This is a genomic window from Stenotrophomonas forensis (assembly GCF_028752115.1).
Taxonomy (GTDB): domain Bacteria; phylum Pseudomonadota; class Gammaproteobacteria; order Xanthomonadales; family Xanthomonadaceae; genus Stenotrophomonas; species Stenotrophomonas forensis.
This window is the reverse complement of the sequence record NZ_CP082270.1, coordinates 2,666,369-2,682,545: the sequence shown is the minus strand read 5'-3', so window position 1 is coordinate 2,682,545 and position 16,177 is coordinate 2,666,369. Positions and strand designations below refer to the sequence as shown.

Annotated in this window: 9 protein-coding genes; 5 read left to right on the top strand and 4 right to left on the bottom strand. The window is 65.9% G+C overall.

Annotation, left to right across the window (positions count from 1 at the left end):
* Positions 1 to 279 precede the first annotated feature (279 nt).
* Positions 280 to 3,093: a type VI secretion system Vgr family protein gene (locus K5L94_RS12560; protein ID WP_274510585.1), complete on the top strand. Its 2,814-nt coding sequence runs from the start codon at positions 280 to 282 to the stop codon at positions 3,091 to 3,093.
* A 27-nt stretch (positions 3,094 to 3,120) separates the two neighbouring features.
* Positions 3,121 to 6,210, top strand: a complete 3,090-nt coding sequence (locus K5L94_RS12555; protein WP_274510584.1) for a DNA repair protein — start codon at positions 3,121 to 3,123, stop codon at positions 6,208 to 6,210.
* 58 nt (positions 6,211 to 6,268) lie between these two features.
* On the opposite strand, the gene K5L94_RS12550 is transcribed toward K5L94_RS12555, so the two are convergent.
* From K5L94_RS12550 to K5L94_RS12535, 4 genes are all read right to left on the bottom strand, one after another.
* Positions 6,269 to 7,240: a formylglycine-generating enzyme family protein gene (locus K5L94_RS12550; RefSeq protein ID WP_274512630.1), complete on the bottom strand. Its 972-nt coding sequence runs from the start codon at positions 7,238 to 7,240 to the stop codon at positions 6,269 to 6,271.
* 64 nt (positions 7,241 to 7,304) lie between these two features.
* Positions 7,305 to 8,303 (bottom strand): formylglycine-generating enzyme family protein, encoded by a 999-nt coding sequence (locus K5L94_RS12545; protein ID WP_274510583.1) that lies wholly within the window; start codon positions 8,301 to 8,303, stop codon positions 7,305 to 7,307.
* 215 nt (positions 8,304 to 8,518) lie between these two features.
* Positions 8,519 to 9,901 carry a sensor histidine kinase gene (locus K5L94_RS12540; RefSeq protein WP_274510582.1) on the bottom strand — a complete coding sequence of 461 codons (1,383 nt, stop codon included), beginning with the start codon at positions 9,899 to 9,901 and terminating at the stop codon, positions 8,519 to 8,521.
* Positions 9,894 to 10,568 carry a response regulator gene (locus K5L94_RS12535; RefSeq protein ID WP_049457052.1) on the bottom strand — a complete coding sequence of 225 codons (675 nt, stop codon included), beginning with the start codon at positions 10,566 to 10,568 and terminating at the stop codon, positions 9,894 to 9,896. The genes K5L94_RS12540 and K5L94_RS12535 overlap by 8 nt, the downstream gene beginning before the upstream one ends.
* A 62-nt stretch (positions 10,569 to 10,630) precedes the next feature.
* Between K5L94_RS12535 and K5L94_RS12530 the strand changes: the two genes are divergently transcribed.
* Genes K5L94_RS12530 through K5L94_RS12520 form a run of 3 tightly spaced genes read left to right on the top strand, consistent with a single transcriptional unit; the run spans position 10,631 to position 16,115 of the window.
* The gene (locus K5L94_RS12530) at positions 10,631 to 11,878 is read left to right on the top strand and encodes a TolC family protein (protein WP_274510581.1); all 1,248 of its coding nucleotides are present in this window, start codon (positions 10,631 to 10,633) and stop codon (positions 11,876 to 11,878) included.
* Positions 11,875 to 13,047, top strand: coding sequence for an efflux RND transporter periplasmic adaptor subunit (locus tag K5L94_RS12525; RefSeq protein WP_274510580.1), 1,173 nt, complete (start codon positions 11,875 to 11,877; stop codon positions 13,045 to 13,047). The genes K5L94_RS12530 and K5L94_RS12525 overlap by 4 nt, the downstream gene beginning before the upstream one ends.
* Positions 13,044 to 16,115, top strand: a complete 3,072-nt coding sequence (locus K5L94_RS12520) for an efflux RND transporter permease subunit (RefSeq protein ID WP_274510579.1) — start codon at positions 13,044 to 13,046, stop codon at positions 16,113 to 16,115. The genes K5L94_RS12525 and K5L94_RS12520 overlap by 4 nt, the downstream gene beginning before the upstream one ends.
* The last annotated feature ends 62 nt before the right edge of the window (positions 16,116 to 16,177 follow it).

Genomic DNA, 16,177 nt, shown 5'->3' with positions numbered 1-16,177 from the left:
AGGTCAACATCGCCAACCAAGGTTGGCCTCTACCGGAACCCGATCGCTGCGGGCCTTGGATGTCTGCGATGCATTGCCCGGATGCCTGTCGCGATCTGCATGATTTGTCGAGTGCGGATCAGGGTTCAACGGAAGGATTCGCACCGGAATCGGTGACGCAGCGTCGCCGCCGGACCGTTCCAGGCCACATTCATAGCATTCTGATTTCACCTCTCCCATCCCGTTGCTAGGGTCCTGCGCACAGAAGTGCGCCAGGGTGGTGCACGGGGTGTAGGTCATATGCACACGTTGCATGCGCATGAGGATGCAGCGCTGCTGCACCGGTTTGAACTGCCCGGCGCAGGGTCTCTGCTGGTGGAGCGCTGGCACGGACGCGAGGCACTGTCGGAAGGTCTGGATTACCACATCGATGTACTTGCGGCGCGCGCGGATGCTGCCTGCGAACACTGGTTGGGCCGGCCTGCGACGCTGCACACGCGTGATGCGCAGGGGCGCGACATTCCAAGGGCAGGGCTGGTGCGCGAGGTACGTCGGCTGGACGGCGATCGGGAATTCACCCGCTACCGTATACGCCTGGCGGCATGGACCTGGTGGCTGGGCCAGCAGCGCAACAGCCGCGTCTTCCGTGACGCAGCCGTCAGGCAGATCGTGGATGCCGTGTTCGCCGAGCATCAGGCACGTGCCTGCTGGCACTGGAGCGATGATGCACGGGCCCGCCTGGACGCCCTCCCGCCGCGTCACTACTGCGCTCAGTACCGCCAGTCGGATATGGATTTCGTGGCCTGCCTGTTGGCCGAGGAAGGCATCGGCTGGCGTGTCGAGGCGGATGCGGAGGCGCCCGCGCTGCATCGCATCGTCCTGTTCTTCGACAGCGTGGCCTTGCCGCAGGATCCGCTGTCGGCACGCGACGGTGCCCTGCGCTTCCACCGCGGCCACGCGGCCGAGCAGGAAGACAGCGTAGTACAGCTGGCCCGGCATGCGCGGCTTGGCCCGCGCCGGTTGAGCATGGTCAGCGATGACTATCGGCAGGACCGTACCTTGGCCGTCCAGTTGCCGGTGGACGGCGGCGGTCATTCGCCTGTCGAGCAATATCTGGCGTGCGGCGCCCAGGCCTTTGAGTCGCATGCGGAGGCCGAGCGGCGTGCCGCGCTTCTGGCTCAACGCCATGAAGCGGAGCGGCAGGGATGGCAGGGCATTGCCACGGTGCGCTGCCTGGCCGCCGGCACATGGTCCAGCATCAGCCAATGGTCGCCGCAGCAGGTGCCCGAGCTGCTGCTCACCTCGGTGGAGCATGCCGGGGTCAACACCTTGCCCGCGCGGCTGCGCCAGCATCGTCCGGAGCACGCCCTGCAGCGGGATGGGTTCCTGCCCGACGCGCTGCAGCGCCATGCCCAGCAGTTGGGCTATGCGGCTGCATTCCATGCCGTTGACCGCCAGCGCCCCTGGCGGCCGCGCGCACCGGAGCAGGAGGGCGAAGCCCAGGTGGTAGGTCGGCAGACGGCCATCGTGATCGGTCCTGACGATCGCACCGGGGTAGCCGAAGGCGATCAGGTGCACGCTGACGCGCTCGGGCGGATCCGCGTGCGCTTTCCGCTGATGGATGCAACCGGCAGGCCGGCGCACAGCGCATGGTTGCGCGTGGCGCAGCGGTTTGCGGGCCCGGGGGTGGGCAGCCAGTTCCTGCCGCGCGTGGGCCAGGAAGTGCTGGTGGGCTTTCTGGAAGGGGACGTGCAACGCCCGATCGTACTGGGTGCCCTGTACAACGGACGCGGTGAGAACGATCCATCGCTGCACGCGCAGGCCTGCGATACGCACGTTGGCGGCATCGGCAACCTTGCCGGTGGCAATACGCCGGCCTGGCATGCAGCAGGCGAGGGCGAGCAGGCGCATCGCCATCCGGGTGCGCTCTGGGGTATCCGCTCCCGGGAGTGGGGTGGTGAAGGCGGCTCCACGCTCCAGTTCGACGACACCGACCACCAGCTCCGCCTGCAGTTGGCCACGACACAGGCCAGCACCCAATTGAACCTGGGCCACGTCATCCATCAGCGCGGCAATTATCGTGGCAGCCTGCGTGGGCAGGGTTTCGAGCTGCGCAGCGATGCGGCGGGCGTGGTGCGCAGCGAGCGCGGCCTGTGGCTTGGTGCGTATCCGGCAGGGGCTGCCCAGCCAGCAGGTACGGCGGTGCAGGCCGGCGCGTTGCTGGCCCAGTGTAGGACGCTGGCCGCTGCGTTCGGCCAAAGCGCGCGCCTGCACGGTACTGCCGGGCTGCATGCCTCGACTGCGTTGACACCCCTGCGCGACGCGGCAATGGGCGTGGTTGCGGCCGATGACTTCGGCCGCGCGCGTGATGCTGCCGGTGACACGGTTGCAGCGGGTGGTGTCCCGCATTGCACGGCACCCCTGTTGGGCATGGTGGCGCCACGCAAGGCGCTGGTGGCGGGGCAGGCTGTGTTCTGGCAGGCCGGGCAAAGCCTGCTCCTGGGAGCAGGCGCTGCCGGGCAGGCCGTGGTGAAAGGCCACGCGCGGCTTCATGCGTCGCAGTCTGTCGGCGTGCTGGCTTCGGCCTCTGCTTCTGCATCGGGATGTCCGTCCGGCATGACCATCGCTGCCGGCGAGCAGCCGGTCGACATCCAGGCGCAGGGCGACGCGGTAAAGCTGCAGTCTCGGCAATCACAGCGCCTGGCCAGTACGCATGCAGCGGTTGAACTGGCGGCAGGACGTGCGCTGGTGGTGCAGGTGGAAGGCGGCGCCAGCCTGACGATCGAAGGCGGCAACATCCAGTTCAACTGCCCGGGAACCCTGACGGTGCACGCGGGCCAACACAGCTTCATCGGTCCGGCGTCGCTGGCCTATCCGCTGCACACGCTGGGCGCCGCACCCTGCCGTGCCCGCTTCCTTGTACGCGATCACGCCGGTGCACCGCTGGTGGGGGCGGCCTACTCGATGCAATTGCCGGATGGCCGCTGGCTGAGTGGAAACACCGACGGCGACGGACTCACCGAGGAGGTCGTCACCGATGGCCCGGAGAAGGTGGGCCTGTTCGTGGATGACGAACGGCACGAAGGCTACCTGCGCGACGCAGGCAACAGCTGAGCGGGTCAGAAGAAAGGAATCTGGTACATGAGTTCTGGAAAGTTCACCCTGTTCCGCCATGACGGGCATGGCAACGTCGTGCCCTGCGCGGACGTCACCTATCGTATCCGCGATGTACTGCATGGCTTCGCCGTCGTGGCATCCGGCACGACCGACACGCTCGGCGAAACCGATCTGGTGACGCTGGCGGAGCGCGCGCAAACTCCGGCACCACCGGCCCTACCCAACTGGCGCAGAGGCTGGCCGAACCTCGGCCCGGGGCCGGCCGGCCTGAAGCTGCCCTGGCCGCGGCGCAACGTGCCGGACGCAGCCGCCGGGGCCGGGCAGGGCGCCCGCCTGCCGCAGAGTGAGCATCGATACCAGCTGCAGGTCCGCGATGACGCCAGCGGCGAGTGGACCGATCCGCTGTTGCATCCGGACTGCCATGAGCCCGCGCAGCTGGGCCCCTGGAGCGAAGATCCACGGGCCGACGCGTCGCTGCGGCCTGCGTTGGAGGTGCGGCGGCTGCGGTTGCGGCCGTTTCACCAGCTGCAGTTGCAGCGGCAGAGCCCGCCAACACCGGTGGCGGAGGCCGGCTTTGTGGGCTACCGCCGCGACCGCGATGGAACTGAGGTGGTCGCCCTCGACGTGCACGGGCGGCCGGTCCGTGGCTTAACGGATATGCAGGGGATGACCCCGCGTCTGTTCTGCGAACAGGATCTGCGGCTGGTGTTCACCCTGCCGGGCAGCCGCAGCGAACTGCGCAGTGCGCTGTCCGAGCCACGGGTGGTCGGGCAACCGCGCCTGGTGCCGATGGTGCCGGTGAAGATGCATGCGGTGGTGAGCGGCCCCGGCGAAGGCGCCACGCTGGAGCTGGCCGGGAAGATCAGTGCACCGGCGCTGCTGAATGTGGCCGACGAAGAACTCCTGCTGCTGACACCCGAGGTCTGGGAGGAGTTCCGCGAGGTTGCGCGATCCATTGAAGGCAGCCTCTCAGCCGTGCCGCGCGCCCGCTGGCAACTGGAGGAGGCGCTGGCCGGCCGCAGCCTGGAGGCGGTGGCCCAGGCCGAGAAGAACCTGGGCATGGCCGAGGACCGTGCAGCGGCCATGCTCAACCGCAACTTCGCCCGAAAGGCCGATCTGGTCGAAGTGATCACCTTCGAGAGTTACAGTCGCAAAGGGGACGGCGGGGCGCAGCAGGAGGTGGGCCTTCGCCGGAACTACCTGCCGCGGTTCAAGTACGACGAGTTCAAGGGGCGCCGGGTGATGGGCGTGCCCACCCGCGTGGATCTGGGCATGTCGACACGGGCAGGCGACAGCGGGATGTCCGTGGGCAGCGCGGCCCGGCAGAAGGGGCCGGCCTTCCAGAACTTTGATTCACGCAAGTTCATGGAATCGCTGATGACGATCAAGGCCCAGATTGGCCGGAGCGTCAAGGCGCCGAACATCCAGTTCGACCTTATCGAGCTGGGTGGGAACCAGTTCTCCGAGCTGGTGCGCGCGTCGGAGACCTACTCGGTGGAGACCTCCGCGCAGTGGCTGCGGTTTGTGGCGGGTGCCGGGGCCAGTGCCCAGGCCGAGTGGGACCCACTGCACCGCAAGGCCAGCGCCAAGGTCGATGCGGGTGCACATTACAAACTGGCGCTGCTTGAAGCAAAAGCCGTGCATACGTGGTCGATTCCCTCGCGTACCGGGTGGATGCAGCGCTACGGCGATATCGACCTGGGCGCGATCGTATTCCAAATGTCGTTGGAGCTGCACGGCTTTGCTGGAGTGAAACGGGCGTTGATGGGCGCTGCCGGCGTGAGCATTGATCGTGGTGCTGCCAAGGTTGACGCGCAGCCACGTGATCGTGATGACAGCTTCGTGCCCAGCTTCGACATCGTGCGCGGCATGCCGCGGGCTGATATGGGCGATCCGCCGGGCGAAGACGGTCGGCCGTCGAGACGCGTGGTGATGGCTGCGGTGGGCGAGAAGCCGCCGGAGACCTTGAATGGCATGCAGGTGAATGCGGAAGCCTTCGTAGGTGTTGAGGCGGGCTTGACGCCTGCGGGTGAATTGCAATGGCTGCCGCCCCAGCAGGGAACACCGGTGACGCTTGCGAAGCTGAGCTTGGATACGGCGGGTTCTGCGGGCGTGGGCGCCAAGGCGCAGCTGTATGTGTACTACGCGAAGGGACGTTTCAGGATCAAGGTCAGTGCGCGGTTGTGCCTGGGCATTGGCTGCAAGGGGGCGCTGGATTTCGTGGTGGGAGTGGAGGGAATGCTGGAGTTCGCCAAGTGGGTGTATTACCAGTTGGCGCATGCGGGGTTCAGGGAGCTGATGTTCTTTGCGCGAGATGCGCTGAAGTACTTCTCCCAGATCGCCTTCCTCGAGGTGTCCGCCGGAGGATCTGTAGAAAGGTTCCTCGCCCAGAACATCGACCGCGCGCTCAAGGCTGTAGAAGATCAGATTGGCAAAGCGCAGATTGCGCGGAATCGAATTGAACTGGTTCGAAGAATCAACTCCGCTACGGGAAATTCAGATCTCAATAGTGCATGGCTCTTGTACGCAACACCTGTGACTCGTGGAATGATCCTCTACACCATCACTCGCCACAACTGGATAACGCATATGAATAGTCCAGCTGAATTCGAGGGGATTTTTGATCCTCAGCTGCACTACCTTCCTGATCACAAGAAGGCTGTAATCCGCGTGATAAGGGGCGTCAGCCTTGTCAGTGAATGGCTGGCGATGTTTCAGTACATGACTGCCGACGGCGAGATTAGCGGTGAGTCACTGGGCAAGCTTGAAGGCGATGTAATTAAATTTCTTGACTATGGGAACTCGCTGTCAGGTGACCTTAGAGGAAAAGTAATTGATCCAATCAATGTGGAAGGTGATGTGCCATCAGATCGGCTGGGGAGCAGCTACGTCGAGCAGTTCATTGCCCATCGCAGAAGACTGCTGGGTAGCTTTCCAAAGGGGTATGAGGTAGTGCAGTTGCAGCGGATGGACCTCGATGCGCTCCTGGCGCTTGACGGCAGGGACGCGCCTACATTTGCAAGCATTGATGGCGACTACCTGCGCTCGCGTGGGCAGGAACAACGGGCTGTTGCGATACTTGGTCACAGTGGTTCGCCTGCAAACGCATCCTAGTTTGCAGGCGTCACGACCCCAGAAATGAATAGCGGTGCAGGCCCGTTGCTGGGCCGCGTCAGCTGTCCTTTGAACTGGCAGGGCCGGCGGCTGCGCAACGGAACCTGTTTGAGCTGTTCGGATTGAGCAGTCGCCTTCCTTCTTCCGAGAGAAGCGGGTCTGGAGAAGGGTCTGGAATGTCCTTGAACCGGGTAAACGTCATCGACACGATGAAGAGCGAGTCCCCTCCTCGATTGCTGTGGCTTCGTTGGACCTTCTCCTTGCCATGTGCAGGTCCGCGTGGATCTTGCGTGTCTGAAATGTCGTAAGTATTGCTATACCAATCAAGCATCCACTCAAATCCATGATCAATCATGTCGTACAGGCCCAACGGGGTGGGCGGATATTGTCCAAGCGGAGTAGGGCCAGACATATAGCCACGCTGGGAAGCATAGTGCGTGATGGTTCTGTAATCCCCGACATTCCTTCCATCGTCGACGCTCCCATCATCGGTGGGCCAGATCACGAACTGCCCTCGGTTGCGCGCCGCGTATTCCCATTGCGCCTCCGTCGGCAGCTCCATCTTGCGCCCGATAAGCCCGCCAACCCATCCACAGTACTGATGCGCCGACTCCCAGCTCACGCCGACCGGGAGGTCGTCTGGCAGGTTCCTGTACTTCAGATCCTTCGGGTACTGCGCTGTCCGGGGCTGGCCCGTTGCATCGGTATATACGTCGAAGTCGGCGTAGGTGATCTTTTTGGCGCCGAGTGCGTAGCTGCTCAGCGTTACCTCACGCAGTACGTCGTCGTCGCGCTCACCGCTGTAAGGCATCTTCGCGCGCGGATCGATGGGGCCGAAATCACCCATGATGAAGGTGCCGCCTTCCACCTCCACCAGGTCTCTTTTGGTCTTTTGCGACAGCGCTTCGATGCGCGCTGTGAGCTCAGGAGAGTGCTTCTGGGGCGCTTTGACGGTCGAGCCTTGGCACGCCGTCAGCAGAAGTGCTGTTGGCACAAGGGATTTCAGAAGGACGGGTGGAATAGGCGGCATGGAAAGCACCGATCATTTCTGGATGGACTGAATTAGCGTAGCAATGCCAGATATGGGGAGGCACTTATGACGGGGTCAAGGAGTGTGAGGCGGCACTTTCCATAGGACGCAGAGATGCAGTGGCGGCGCATCGGAACCTGTTCAGGCTGTTAGGGTCGAAGAGATACTTCGCATCGTCGTCCAGAAGTGGATCTGGACCCGGATTTGGATGGCGTTTGAATCGAGTGAATGTCATCGATACGATGAAAAGAGAGCCTCCACCCTGATTGCCGCTGCTTCGCTGGACTTTTTCATCGCCATGCACTGGTCCGCGAGGGTCTTGTGTGTCGGAGATGTCATAAGGATCCCGATACCAGTCAAAGACCCACTCATACCCATGGTCGATCATGTCATACAGACCCAGTGGGGTGGGCGGGTACTGACCAAGAGGAGTTGGACCGACCGTGTAGCCATGCTTGGAGGCATACGCTCGGAGCGTCTTGTAGTCGCCAACATTCCTTCCGTCGTCGACGCTGCCATCATCGGTGGGCCAGATCACGAACTGGCCCCGGTTACGCGCCGCGTATTCCCACTGCGCCTCTGTCGGCAGCTCCATCTTCCGCCCGATCAGTTTTCCTACCCATCCGCAGTACTGCTGCGCTGCCTCCCAGTTCACACCTACCGGTAGGTCGTCCGGTATGTTTCTGTACTCTAGGTCGAACGGGTACTGCGACGTTCGTGGCTGCCCCGTCGCATCGGTGTACACATCGAAGTCGGCGTAGGTGATCTTCTTCGCACCGATTGCGTAGCTGCTCAGTGTTACCTCACGCAGTACGTCGTCGTCGCGCTCACCGCTGTAAGGCATCTTCGCGCGCGGATCAATGGGGCCGAAATCACCCATGATGAAGGTGCCGCCTTCTACCTCCACAAGGTCTTTTTTGGTCTTTTGCGACAGTGCTTCGATGCGCGCTGTGAGCTCAGCAGAGTGCTTCTGGGGCGCTTTGACGGTCGAGCCTTGGCACGCGGTCAGCAGAAAGGCCGTTGGCACAAGGGATTTCAGAAGTGAAGGTCGAGGAAGCGGCATGAGAAGCACCGATCAGTTCTGGATGGACTGAATCAGCGTAGCAATGCTGCCGCAAGGCGCGTGGCGGCTTCACGGCTCAGGCATCGTGCCAGGTGCGGCCGGGCACAGCTGGTCGCTGCGTAGATCAATGGCTGCCGATGGACAGAGCCAACCAAGGTTGGCGTCTACCGGTGTGTCCCGCTACGGTCGCCGTGGGTGCCATCCAAGGTTGGCATTTACCGGGAACGAAACCGCAGCCCCACCCGTGCGCCACCGATCGGAGCGGTATCGATCACCAATGCCGCACCATGCCGCTGCGCGATCTCTGCCACGATCGCCAGCCCCAGGCCGCAGCCTTCGCCCTCGCTGCTGGCCCGGTAGAAACGTTCCGTGACACGCCCGCGCTCGGCCTCGGCGATGCCGGCGCCGTCGTCGTCCACCCACACCTGCACACCTTCGGCGTTCTGCTGCAGGCCGAGCGTGATCACGCCGCGCACGCTGCCATAGCGCAGCGCATTGTCCAGCAGATTGCCAAGCGCTTCGCGCAGGAGTTGCGGATCCCCCTGGATCAACACGCCCTCGTCGGGCCCGTCGTAACCCAGGTCTACACCTGCGGCCAACGCCCTGTCCGCATAGCGCTCCACTACGCCGCGCGCCAGCACCGCCAGATCCACCGGCTGCAGCGGCAACGCGCTGCCTTGCGGATCTTCGGAACGGCTCAGCATCAGCAGCTGGTTCACCAGGTGCTGCAACCGCGCCAATCCGCCCAGCGTGCCGGACAACGCCAGCTGCTGCGCCTGCGGATCATGCTGGCGCAATGAACTCTCCAGCTCCACCTGCATCGCCGCCAACGGCGTGCGCAGCTGATGCGCGGCATTGCTGACGAAGCGCCGTTGTGCGGCCTGCATCGCGTCCAGACGCTGCAGCAGCGCGTTATAGGCCTCTACCGCCGGCCACAGTTCGCGCGGCGCCTCCTGCGCGGGCTCCAACGGCGCCAGCGGGTCGGGGCGTGGGCTGGCCAAGCGGCGCGCCACCTGATTGGCATGGCGTGCGGCGGCGCCGGTACCCGACCACGCCAGCCACGCGGCCAGCGCGAGGATCGCCGCCTGGAACGGGATGCTGGTCATCAGCAGCTTGCGCTCCAGCCGGTGGCGTTTGCGCAGCGTTTCGGCCACCCGCAAGCGGATCTCGTGGCCGGGCCCGGCGCTGACCACCACTTCGACCATGCGCACCGGCTGCCCACGCAGCCGTGCGTCGTAGTAGACGGCCTCGTCATAGCGTGCAGCGGCAACGGCAGGGCGGGGCAAGGCTTCGGGCAGGTCGCCGTACAGGCGTCCGCCCCCGGCATCGACCACTTCGCCATGCACTTCGTCGGTGGTGTCCCACGTGAACATGCGCGACACCGCTGGCGTGATTTCGATCGAGGCGCGTCCATCCTGCACCTCCACCAGTTCGGACAACGACATTGCCGAGTCCAGCAGCCAGCGGTCGTAGACCTGGCCAGCGTAGAAGCGCGCCAGTGCGAACGAACCCACCGCGCTGCACAGCATCAGCACCAGCAGCGGCAACCACAGGCGCCGCAGCAGCAGGCCACGCAGGCTGTGCACGCGCTCAGTCACCGCCGGCCTCCAGGCGGTAGCCGAGGCCGCGCAGCATGCGGATGCCAACGCCGGCACGCGCCTGTTCCAGCTTGCGGCGCAGGCGGCTGACATGCACTTCGATCACCGACAGGTTGGCCTCGTGGTCCCAGCTGTACAGCGCATCGAACAGGCGCTGTTTGGTGACGGTGCGGCCGGGATGCTGCATCAGTGCTTCGACCAGCGCCAGCTCACGCGCGGTCAGTTCGATACGCTGGCCATCGACCTGTGCTTCATTTCGGATGCTGTCGAAGCACAGCCGGCCCAGTCGCTTCTGTGCCGGTGCATCACTGCGGCGGCGTGACAGCGCACGTAGCCGCGCCTCCAGTTCGCCCAGTGCGAAAGGCTTGGCAAGGTAATCATCACCGCCGCGGTCCAGTCCCAGAATGCGGTCGTCGACGCCATCGCGCGCGGTCAGGATCAATACCGGCAGGGTGACACCGTCGTTGCGCAACCGCGACAGCAGGTCGAGGCCATCGACATCGGGCAGCGACAGGTCGAGCACCATCACGTCATACGGTGCACTGGCCAGCGCGGCCGGTGCATGCAGCCCGCGCGAGAGGTGGTCGCACAGGTGCCCGGCGCTCTGCAGGGCGCGGATCAGTCCATCGGCCAGGGCGGCATCGTCTTCGATCAGCAGGATTCGCATTGCAAGCTTCGTGCAAGGTTGGGGCAAGTTTGGCGCAAGTGCGTCACCTTACCGTGACGCGCATGAATTTCTCCCTTCGACTTGCGGCTGTGCTGGCCGCCCTCGTGTGTGCGCCCGCAGCGTCGGCGCTGTCCCTGGCGGACGCGCAGCGCGCCATGGAGGCGCACAACCCGGACCTGCGTGCCGCGGCGCTGGAGCTGCGTGGCGTGCAGGGGGATGCGCAGACCGCTGCCCTGCGGCCCGCAGCCGAGTTGTCGATCGGCAGCAGCAAGATCAGCCCCAAGCATGGCATCGGCCCCGGCCGCTGGCAGGACAAGCGGGTGGATAGCACGCTGGGTGTGGGCTGGACCTGGGAGCGTGGTGGCAAGCGAGCGCTGCGCATCCGCCAGGCGGACGCGTTGCTGCAGGTGGCCGGGCTGGAAATGCTCGATACCCGGCGCCGCCAGCAGGTGGCGCTGCGCGAGGCCTATTTCGGTCTGAAGAGCGCGCAGGAGCGGGCGCAGATTGCCGAGGCCAACCGCCAGAGTTCGACCGAACAGATGGCGGCAGCGGACAAGCAGGTCGCAACCGGGGCGATGGCACCGGTCGATCGTGCGCGGTTGGCGGTGGACGACCTTGCCATAGCCGATGCCGCGCGCGAGGCGGCGCTGGACCTGCGCGACGCCCGGCACGCGCTGGCGCTGCTGCTCGGCAGCGATGACAGCAGCAACCTCAGTGCCGACGACCCGTGGCCCGACACCCGCAGTGTGGCCGCCACGCGTGCGTTCGATCCGCAGCAGCGTGCCGACTTGCGCGCGGCGCACTCGCGGTTGGCTGCTGCCGATGCCGGTGTGGCGCTGGCCCGAAGCGAGCGCCATCGCGACATCCAGCTGGGCGTGGAGGCCGAGCGTGAGCCGACCGACATCAGCGGTGTCACCTGGGGGGTGTCGTTGACCATTCCGCTGGGTGGACCGTCGCGCGCACGCGGTGCCATCCAGCGCGCCGAAGCGGATCGGGACAGTGCCGCACTGGAACTGCAGGTGCTGCAGCGCGAAGCGCGCGCCGAACTGGACCAGCTGCAGGCCAGCGCGCAGTCCGCCGCGCAGCGCCGCACCGATTACGAAGGGCTGCAGTCCGACGCCGCGCGCAAGGCGGTGCAGGGCATCGAGCTGGCCTACCGCCGCGGTGCCGCCAGCCTGACCGACCTGCTGGATGCGCGCCGCAGCTGGCGCGACTTCGAGGCGGCGCTGATCGAGGCGCGCGCCGACCATGCCATTGCCCTGGCGCGCTGGGAAGCCGCCACATCCGTTGCCGAAGGAGAGTCCCGATGAAGTCCACCGTCGCCCATCGCCCGTGCGCGCGCCCTGCGTTGCTGCCGGTGTTGCTGGCACTGGCCCTGCTCAGCGGCTGTGGCCGCGAGCCGGCGTCGTACACCGAAGATGCGCCGCAGGTCAGTGCCGGCCAGATCCAGTTTCCGGCCGACAGCCGCCAGCTGGACGTGCTGCGCAGCGAGGCGGTGACCGCCGGTGCCAGTGCCAGCCTGCAGCTGCCGGGCCGTGTGCTCTGGGATGAGACCCGCTCCAGCGCATTGCGCACGCCGCTGCCGGGGCAGGTCGCGCGCATCGAGGCGCAGCCGGGCCAGCAGGTAAAGGCGGGCCAGATCATCGCCTGGATCACTTCGCCGGAGTTCGGCCAGGCCCAGGCTGAGGGCGCGCGTGGCCGCGCCGAACTGCAGCAGGCCCGCAAGGAGCTGCAGCGCACCCGCGAGCTGCATGCGGCCGGTGTGGCGTCCGGGCGCGAACTGGACGAGGCCGAGGCCAACTTTGCCGGCAGCCAGGCCGATCATGCGCGCGCAACCGCCTTCGCCAAGGCCTATGGCAACGGCCAGCACGTCGATCAGCGCCTGCCGCTGCGTGCGCCCATCGAGGGCGTGCTGGTGGAACGGCGGATGAGCCCGGGCATGTCAGTCAGCCCCGACAGCGAACAGCCGCTGGCGGTGATCGGCGATCCGGATCGCCTGTGGCTGCTGCTGGACATTCCCGAAAGCCTGGCCGGGCGATTGAAGGCCGGCATGCCGGTGAGCGTGCTCGGCGCCGATGGCAAACCCCTGCAGGCCACACTGCAGCATGTGGACGACTTCGTCGACAGCGAGCGTCGCGTGGTCCAGGCCCGCGCCGAGCTGGACAACCGCACGCGCGGATTCAAGGCTGGGCAGTACGTGCGCGCTCAGGTGGCGCTGCCGGCCGAGGGCGGCGTCTCGCTGCCGGATGCGGCGGTGCTGTTGATCAACGGCACGCAGGTGGTGTTCGTGGAGGAGGGCAAGGGCCGCTTCGTGCGCCACGCCGTGCACGCCGAAGAGCTGGGCGATGGCCGCCTGTGGGTGCGTGAGGGCCTGGCGGCAGGCAGCAGGGTGGTGGTCGAAGGTGGCCTGCTGCTGCAGCAGCTGGTCGACAGTGCGCCGACGGCGGCCAGCAGCGGCACGGGGCATGCCGCCCCATGATCGATCGCCTGATTGCCTATTGCCTGCGCCAGCCGCTGATGGTGATGCTGGCGCTGCTGCTGTTCATTGGCGCGGGCATCGCCGCGTTCCGCGTGTTGCCGGTGGAAGCCTTCCCGGATGTGTCAGACACCCAGGTGACGGTGGTCTCGCTGCACCCGGGCCGCGCCGCCGAAGAGGTGGAGCGCGAGGTGACGATGCCACTGGAGGTGGCGCTGTCCGGCATTCCGCATTCGGTGCGGGTGTTCTCGCATACCCAGTTCGGCCTGTCGATGATCATCCTGACCTTCGATGACAAGGCCGATGACTATTTCGCGCGCCAGCAGGTGCTGGAACGCCTGCAGGGCGTGGAGCTGCCGGAAGGGGTGACGCCGGAACTGGAGGCGATGAGCTCGGCGGTGGGCGAGATCTACCGCTACGTACTGAAAGGCCCGCACCTGACCTCGACCCAGCTGCGCACCGTGCAGGAATGGACGATGGAGCGCAGCCTGCGCACCGTACCGGGCGTGGCCGATGTGATCAGCTTCGGCGGCTTCGCGCGGACCTTCCAGGTCAAGCCGGACCTTGACAAGCTGCGGGACCGCGGCATCAGCCTCGGTGAGTTCGCCGAGGCCCTGGAGAAGGGCAGTTCGAATGCCGGCGGCGGCTACGTGGAGCGTGGCCAGCAGCAGTTCCTGATCCGCGGCGTGGGCCTGATGCGCTCGCCGGCCGACATTGGCAACGTGGTGGTCGGGCAGCGCGGCGGTACGCCGATCCTGGTGCGCGACCTGGCCAGCGTCGCCGACACCGGGCTGCCGCGGCAGGGCCTGGTCGGGCAGGATGACAACGACGATGCGGTGTTCGGCATGGTGCTGATGCGCAAGGGCGAGAATCCGTCCGACGTGCTCGACGCCTTGCATGCGCGCATCGCCGAGATCGAGGCGAACCAGTTGCCGGCCGGGGTCAGCATCGAGCCGTTCTACGACCGCTCGTGGCTGGTCTCGACCACGCTGAAAACGGTGTTCCGCAACCTGCTGGAAGGTGCAGTGCTGGTGTTCCTGGTGCTGTGGCTGTTCCTGTACAACGCCCGCGCGGCGCTGATCGTGGCGGCAATGATGCCGCTGGCCCTGCTGTCGACCTTCCTTGGCCTGCACCTGTGGGGCGTGCCGGCCAACCTGCTGTCGTTGGGGGCGATGGACTTCGGCATCATCATCGATGGTGCGGTGATCGTCACCGAGCACATCGTCTCGCGGCTGTCGAAGCTGCCCCCCACGGCAGACAGGAAGACGCGCTTCTCGACCATCCTTTCAGCGGCATCGGAAGTGGGCCGGCCGACGTTCTTCTCGATGATGATCATCATCGCCGCGCATATCCCGATCTTCACCCTGCAGCGCCAGGAAGGCCGCATGTTCGCGCCGATGGCCTATTCGGTGACGTCGGCGCTGATCGGTGCGTTGATCCTGGCGCTGGCCGTGGTGCCGCTGTTCTGCTACTGGTGGCTGCGGCGCGACCGCATGCGCGACGGCAATCCGCTGATGGACCGCCTGACCGAGTGGTACAGACCGGTGCTGGAGCGTGCGCTGGCCCGCCCGCGCGCGGTGGTGCTGACCGCGGTGGCGTTGCTGGTCGGCACGCTGGCGTTGGGTACCCGGCTGGGCTCGGAGTTCCTGCCGGAACTGGACGAGGGTTCGATCTGGCTGACCGCCACGCTCGACCCCAGCACCAGCCTGGCCGAGGCGCAGCAGCAGTCGCGGCGCATCCGCGAACTGGTCGGCACGTTCCCGCAGGTATCGACGGTGGTGGCGAAGCTGGGCCGCCCGGAAGATGGTTCCGATGCCAAGGGCGCCAACCAGATCGAGGCGTTGGTGGCATTGAAGCCGGAGAAGGAATGGCCGAAGGGCGTAGACAAGCGGCAGCTGGTGAGCGACCTGCAGCGAACGCTGGAGCAGCGCATACCGGGGCCGGAATTCTCGATCTCGCAGCCGGTGCGCGACAACATCCTGGAGAGCATTTCGCAGATCAAGGGCCAGGTGGTGATCAAGGTCAGCGGCTCGGACCTGGACGTGCTGAACCGGCAGGCGCAGGCGATCCTTGGTCAGGCGCGCAGCGTGGACGGCGTGGAAAGTGCCTTCATCGACCGCGACGGCGCATTGCCGCAGCTGCAGATCGAGATCGACCGTGACCGGGCTGCGCGTTATGGCCTGAATGTGCGCGACATCGACGAAGTGATCGAGACCGCACTGGGCGGGCGCCAGGTCGGCGAACTGTGGGAGGGCGATCGCAGGTTCCCGATCACGCTGCGGCTGGACGACGCCGACCGCGACCTGCAGCGGCTGCGCACGGTGCCGGTGGGGATCGGTGACGGCCACGCGGTGACGCTGTCCGATGTGGCCGAGTTCCGCATGGCCAGCGGCGCGATCAACATCTCGCGCGAGAACGCGCAACGGGTGAAAGCGGTCAGCATTTTCATCGCCGGGCGTGACATGGGCAGCGTGGTGGCCGACATGCGCAAGCGCGTGGAGGCCAGCGTGCAGCTGCCGGAGGGCTACCGGCTGGAGTGGTCCGGCGAGTTCGAGAACCAGCAGCGCGCGATGAAGCGCCTGGGCTGGGTGATTCCGCTGTCGGTGCTGCTGATCTTCGTGCTGCTGTTCGATGCCTTCAAGGACATCAGCAGTGCGGCGTTGATCCTGGCCAACGTGCCACTGGCGATGATCGGCGGCATCCTGGCGCTGTGGCTGACCGGCATTCCGTTGTCGGTGTCGGCGGCGATCGGCTTCATTGCATTGTTCGGGCAAGCCGTATTGAACGGGGTGGTAATGCTCAGTCGCTTCGCCCAGCTACGCGAACAGGGCATGGACCTGCTGCAGTCGGTGGTGCAGGGTTCGCTGCAGCGCCTGCGCACGGTGCTGATGACCGCACTGCTGGCAATGTTCGGGCTGCTGCCGATGGCGACTTCGCACGCGATTGGTGCCGAGACCCAGAAGCCGCTGGCGGTAGTGGTGATCGGCGGCCTGCTGTCGGCGATGCTGCTGACCCTGCTGGTGCTGCCCACGCTGTACTACTGGGTGCACCGCCGCCGCGAGGCGCGGTAGATGCCAGCCCTGGTTGGCGCGTGCGGAACGCCCACCAAGGTGGGCGGCTACCCGGTGTGCCG

Coding starts and splice junctions, on each gene's coding strand:
- K5L94_RS12560 (WP_274510585.1), top strand. CDS start 280: ATGCACACGTTGCATGCGCATGAGGATGCAGCGCTGCTGCACCGGTTT.
- K5L94_RS12555 (WP_274510584.1), top strand. CDS start 3,121: ATGAGTTCTGGAAAGTTCACCCTGTTCCGCCATGACGGGCATGGCAAC.
- K5L94_RS12550 (WP_274512630.1), bottom strand. CDS start 7,240: ATGCCGCCTATTCCACCCGTCCTTCTGAAATCCCTTGTGCCAACAGCA.
- K5L94_RS12545 (WP_274510583.1), bottom strand. CDS start 8,303: ATGCCGCTTCCTCGACCTTCACTTCTGAAATCCCTTGTGCCAACGGCC.
- K5L94_RS12535 (WP_049457052.1), bottom strand. CDS start 10,568: ATGCGAATCCTGCTGATCGAAGACGATGCCGCCCTGGCCGATGGACTG.
- K5L94_RS12530 (WP_274510581.1), top strand. CDS start 10,631: ATGAATTTCTCCCTTCGACTTGCGGCTGTGCTGGCCGCCCTCGTGTGT.
- K5L94_RS12525 (WP_274510580.1), top strand. CDS start 11,875: ATGAAGTCCACCGTCGCCCATCGCCCGTGCGCGCGCCCTGCGTTGCTG.
- K5L94_RS12520 (WP_274510579.1), top strand. CDS start 13,044: ATGATCGATCGCCTGATTGCCTATTGCCTGCGCCAGCCGCTGATGGTG.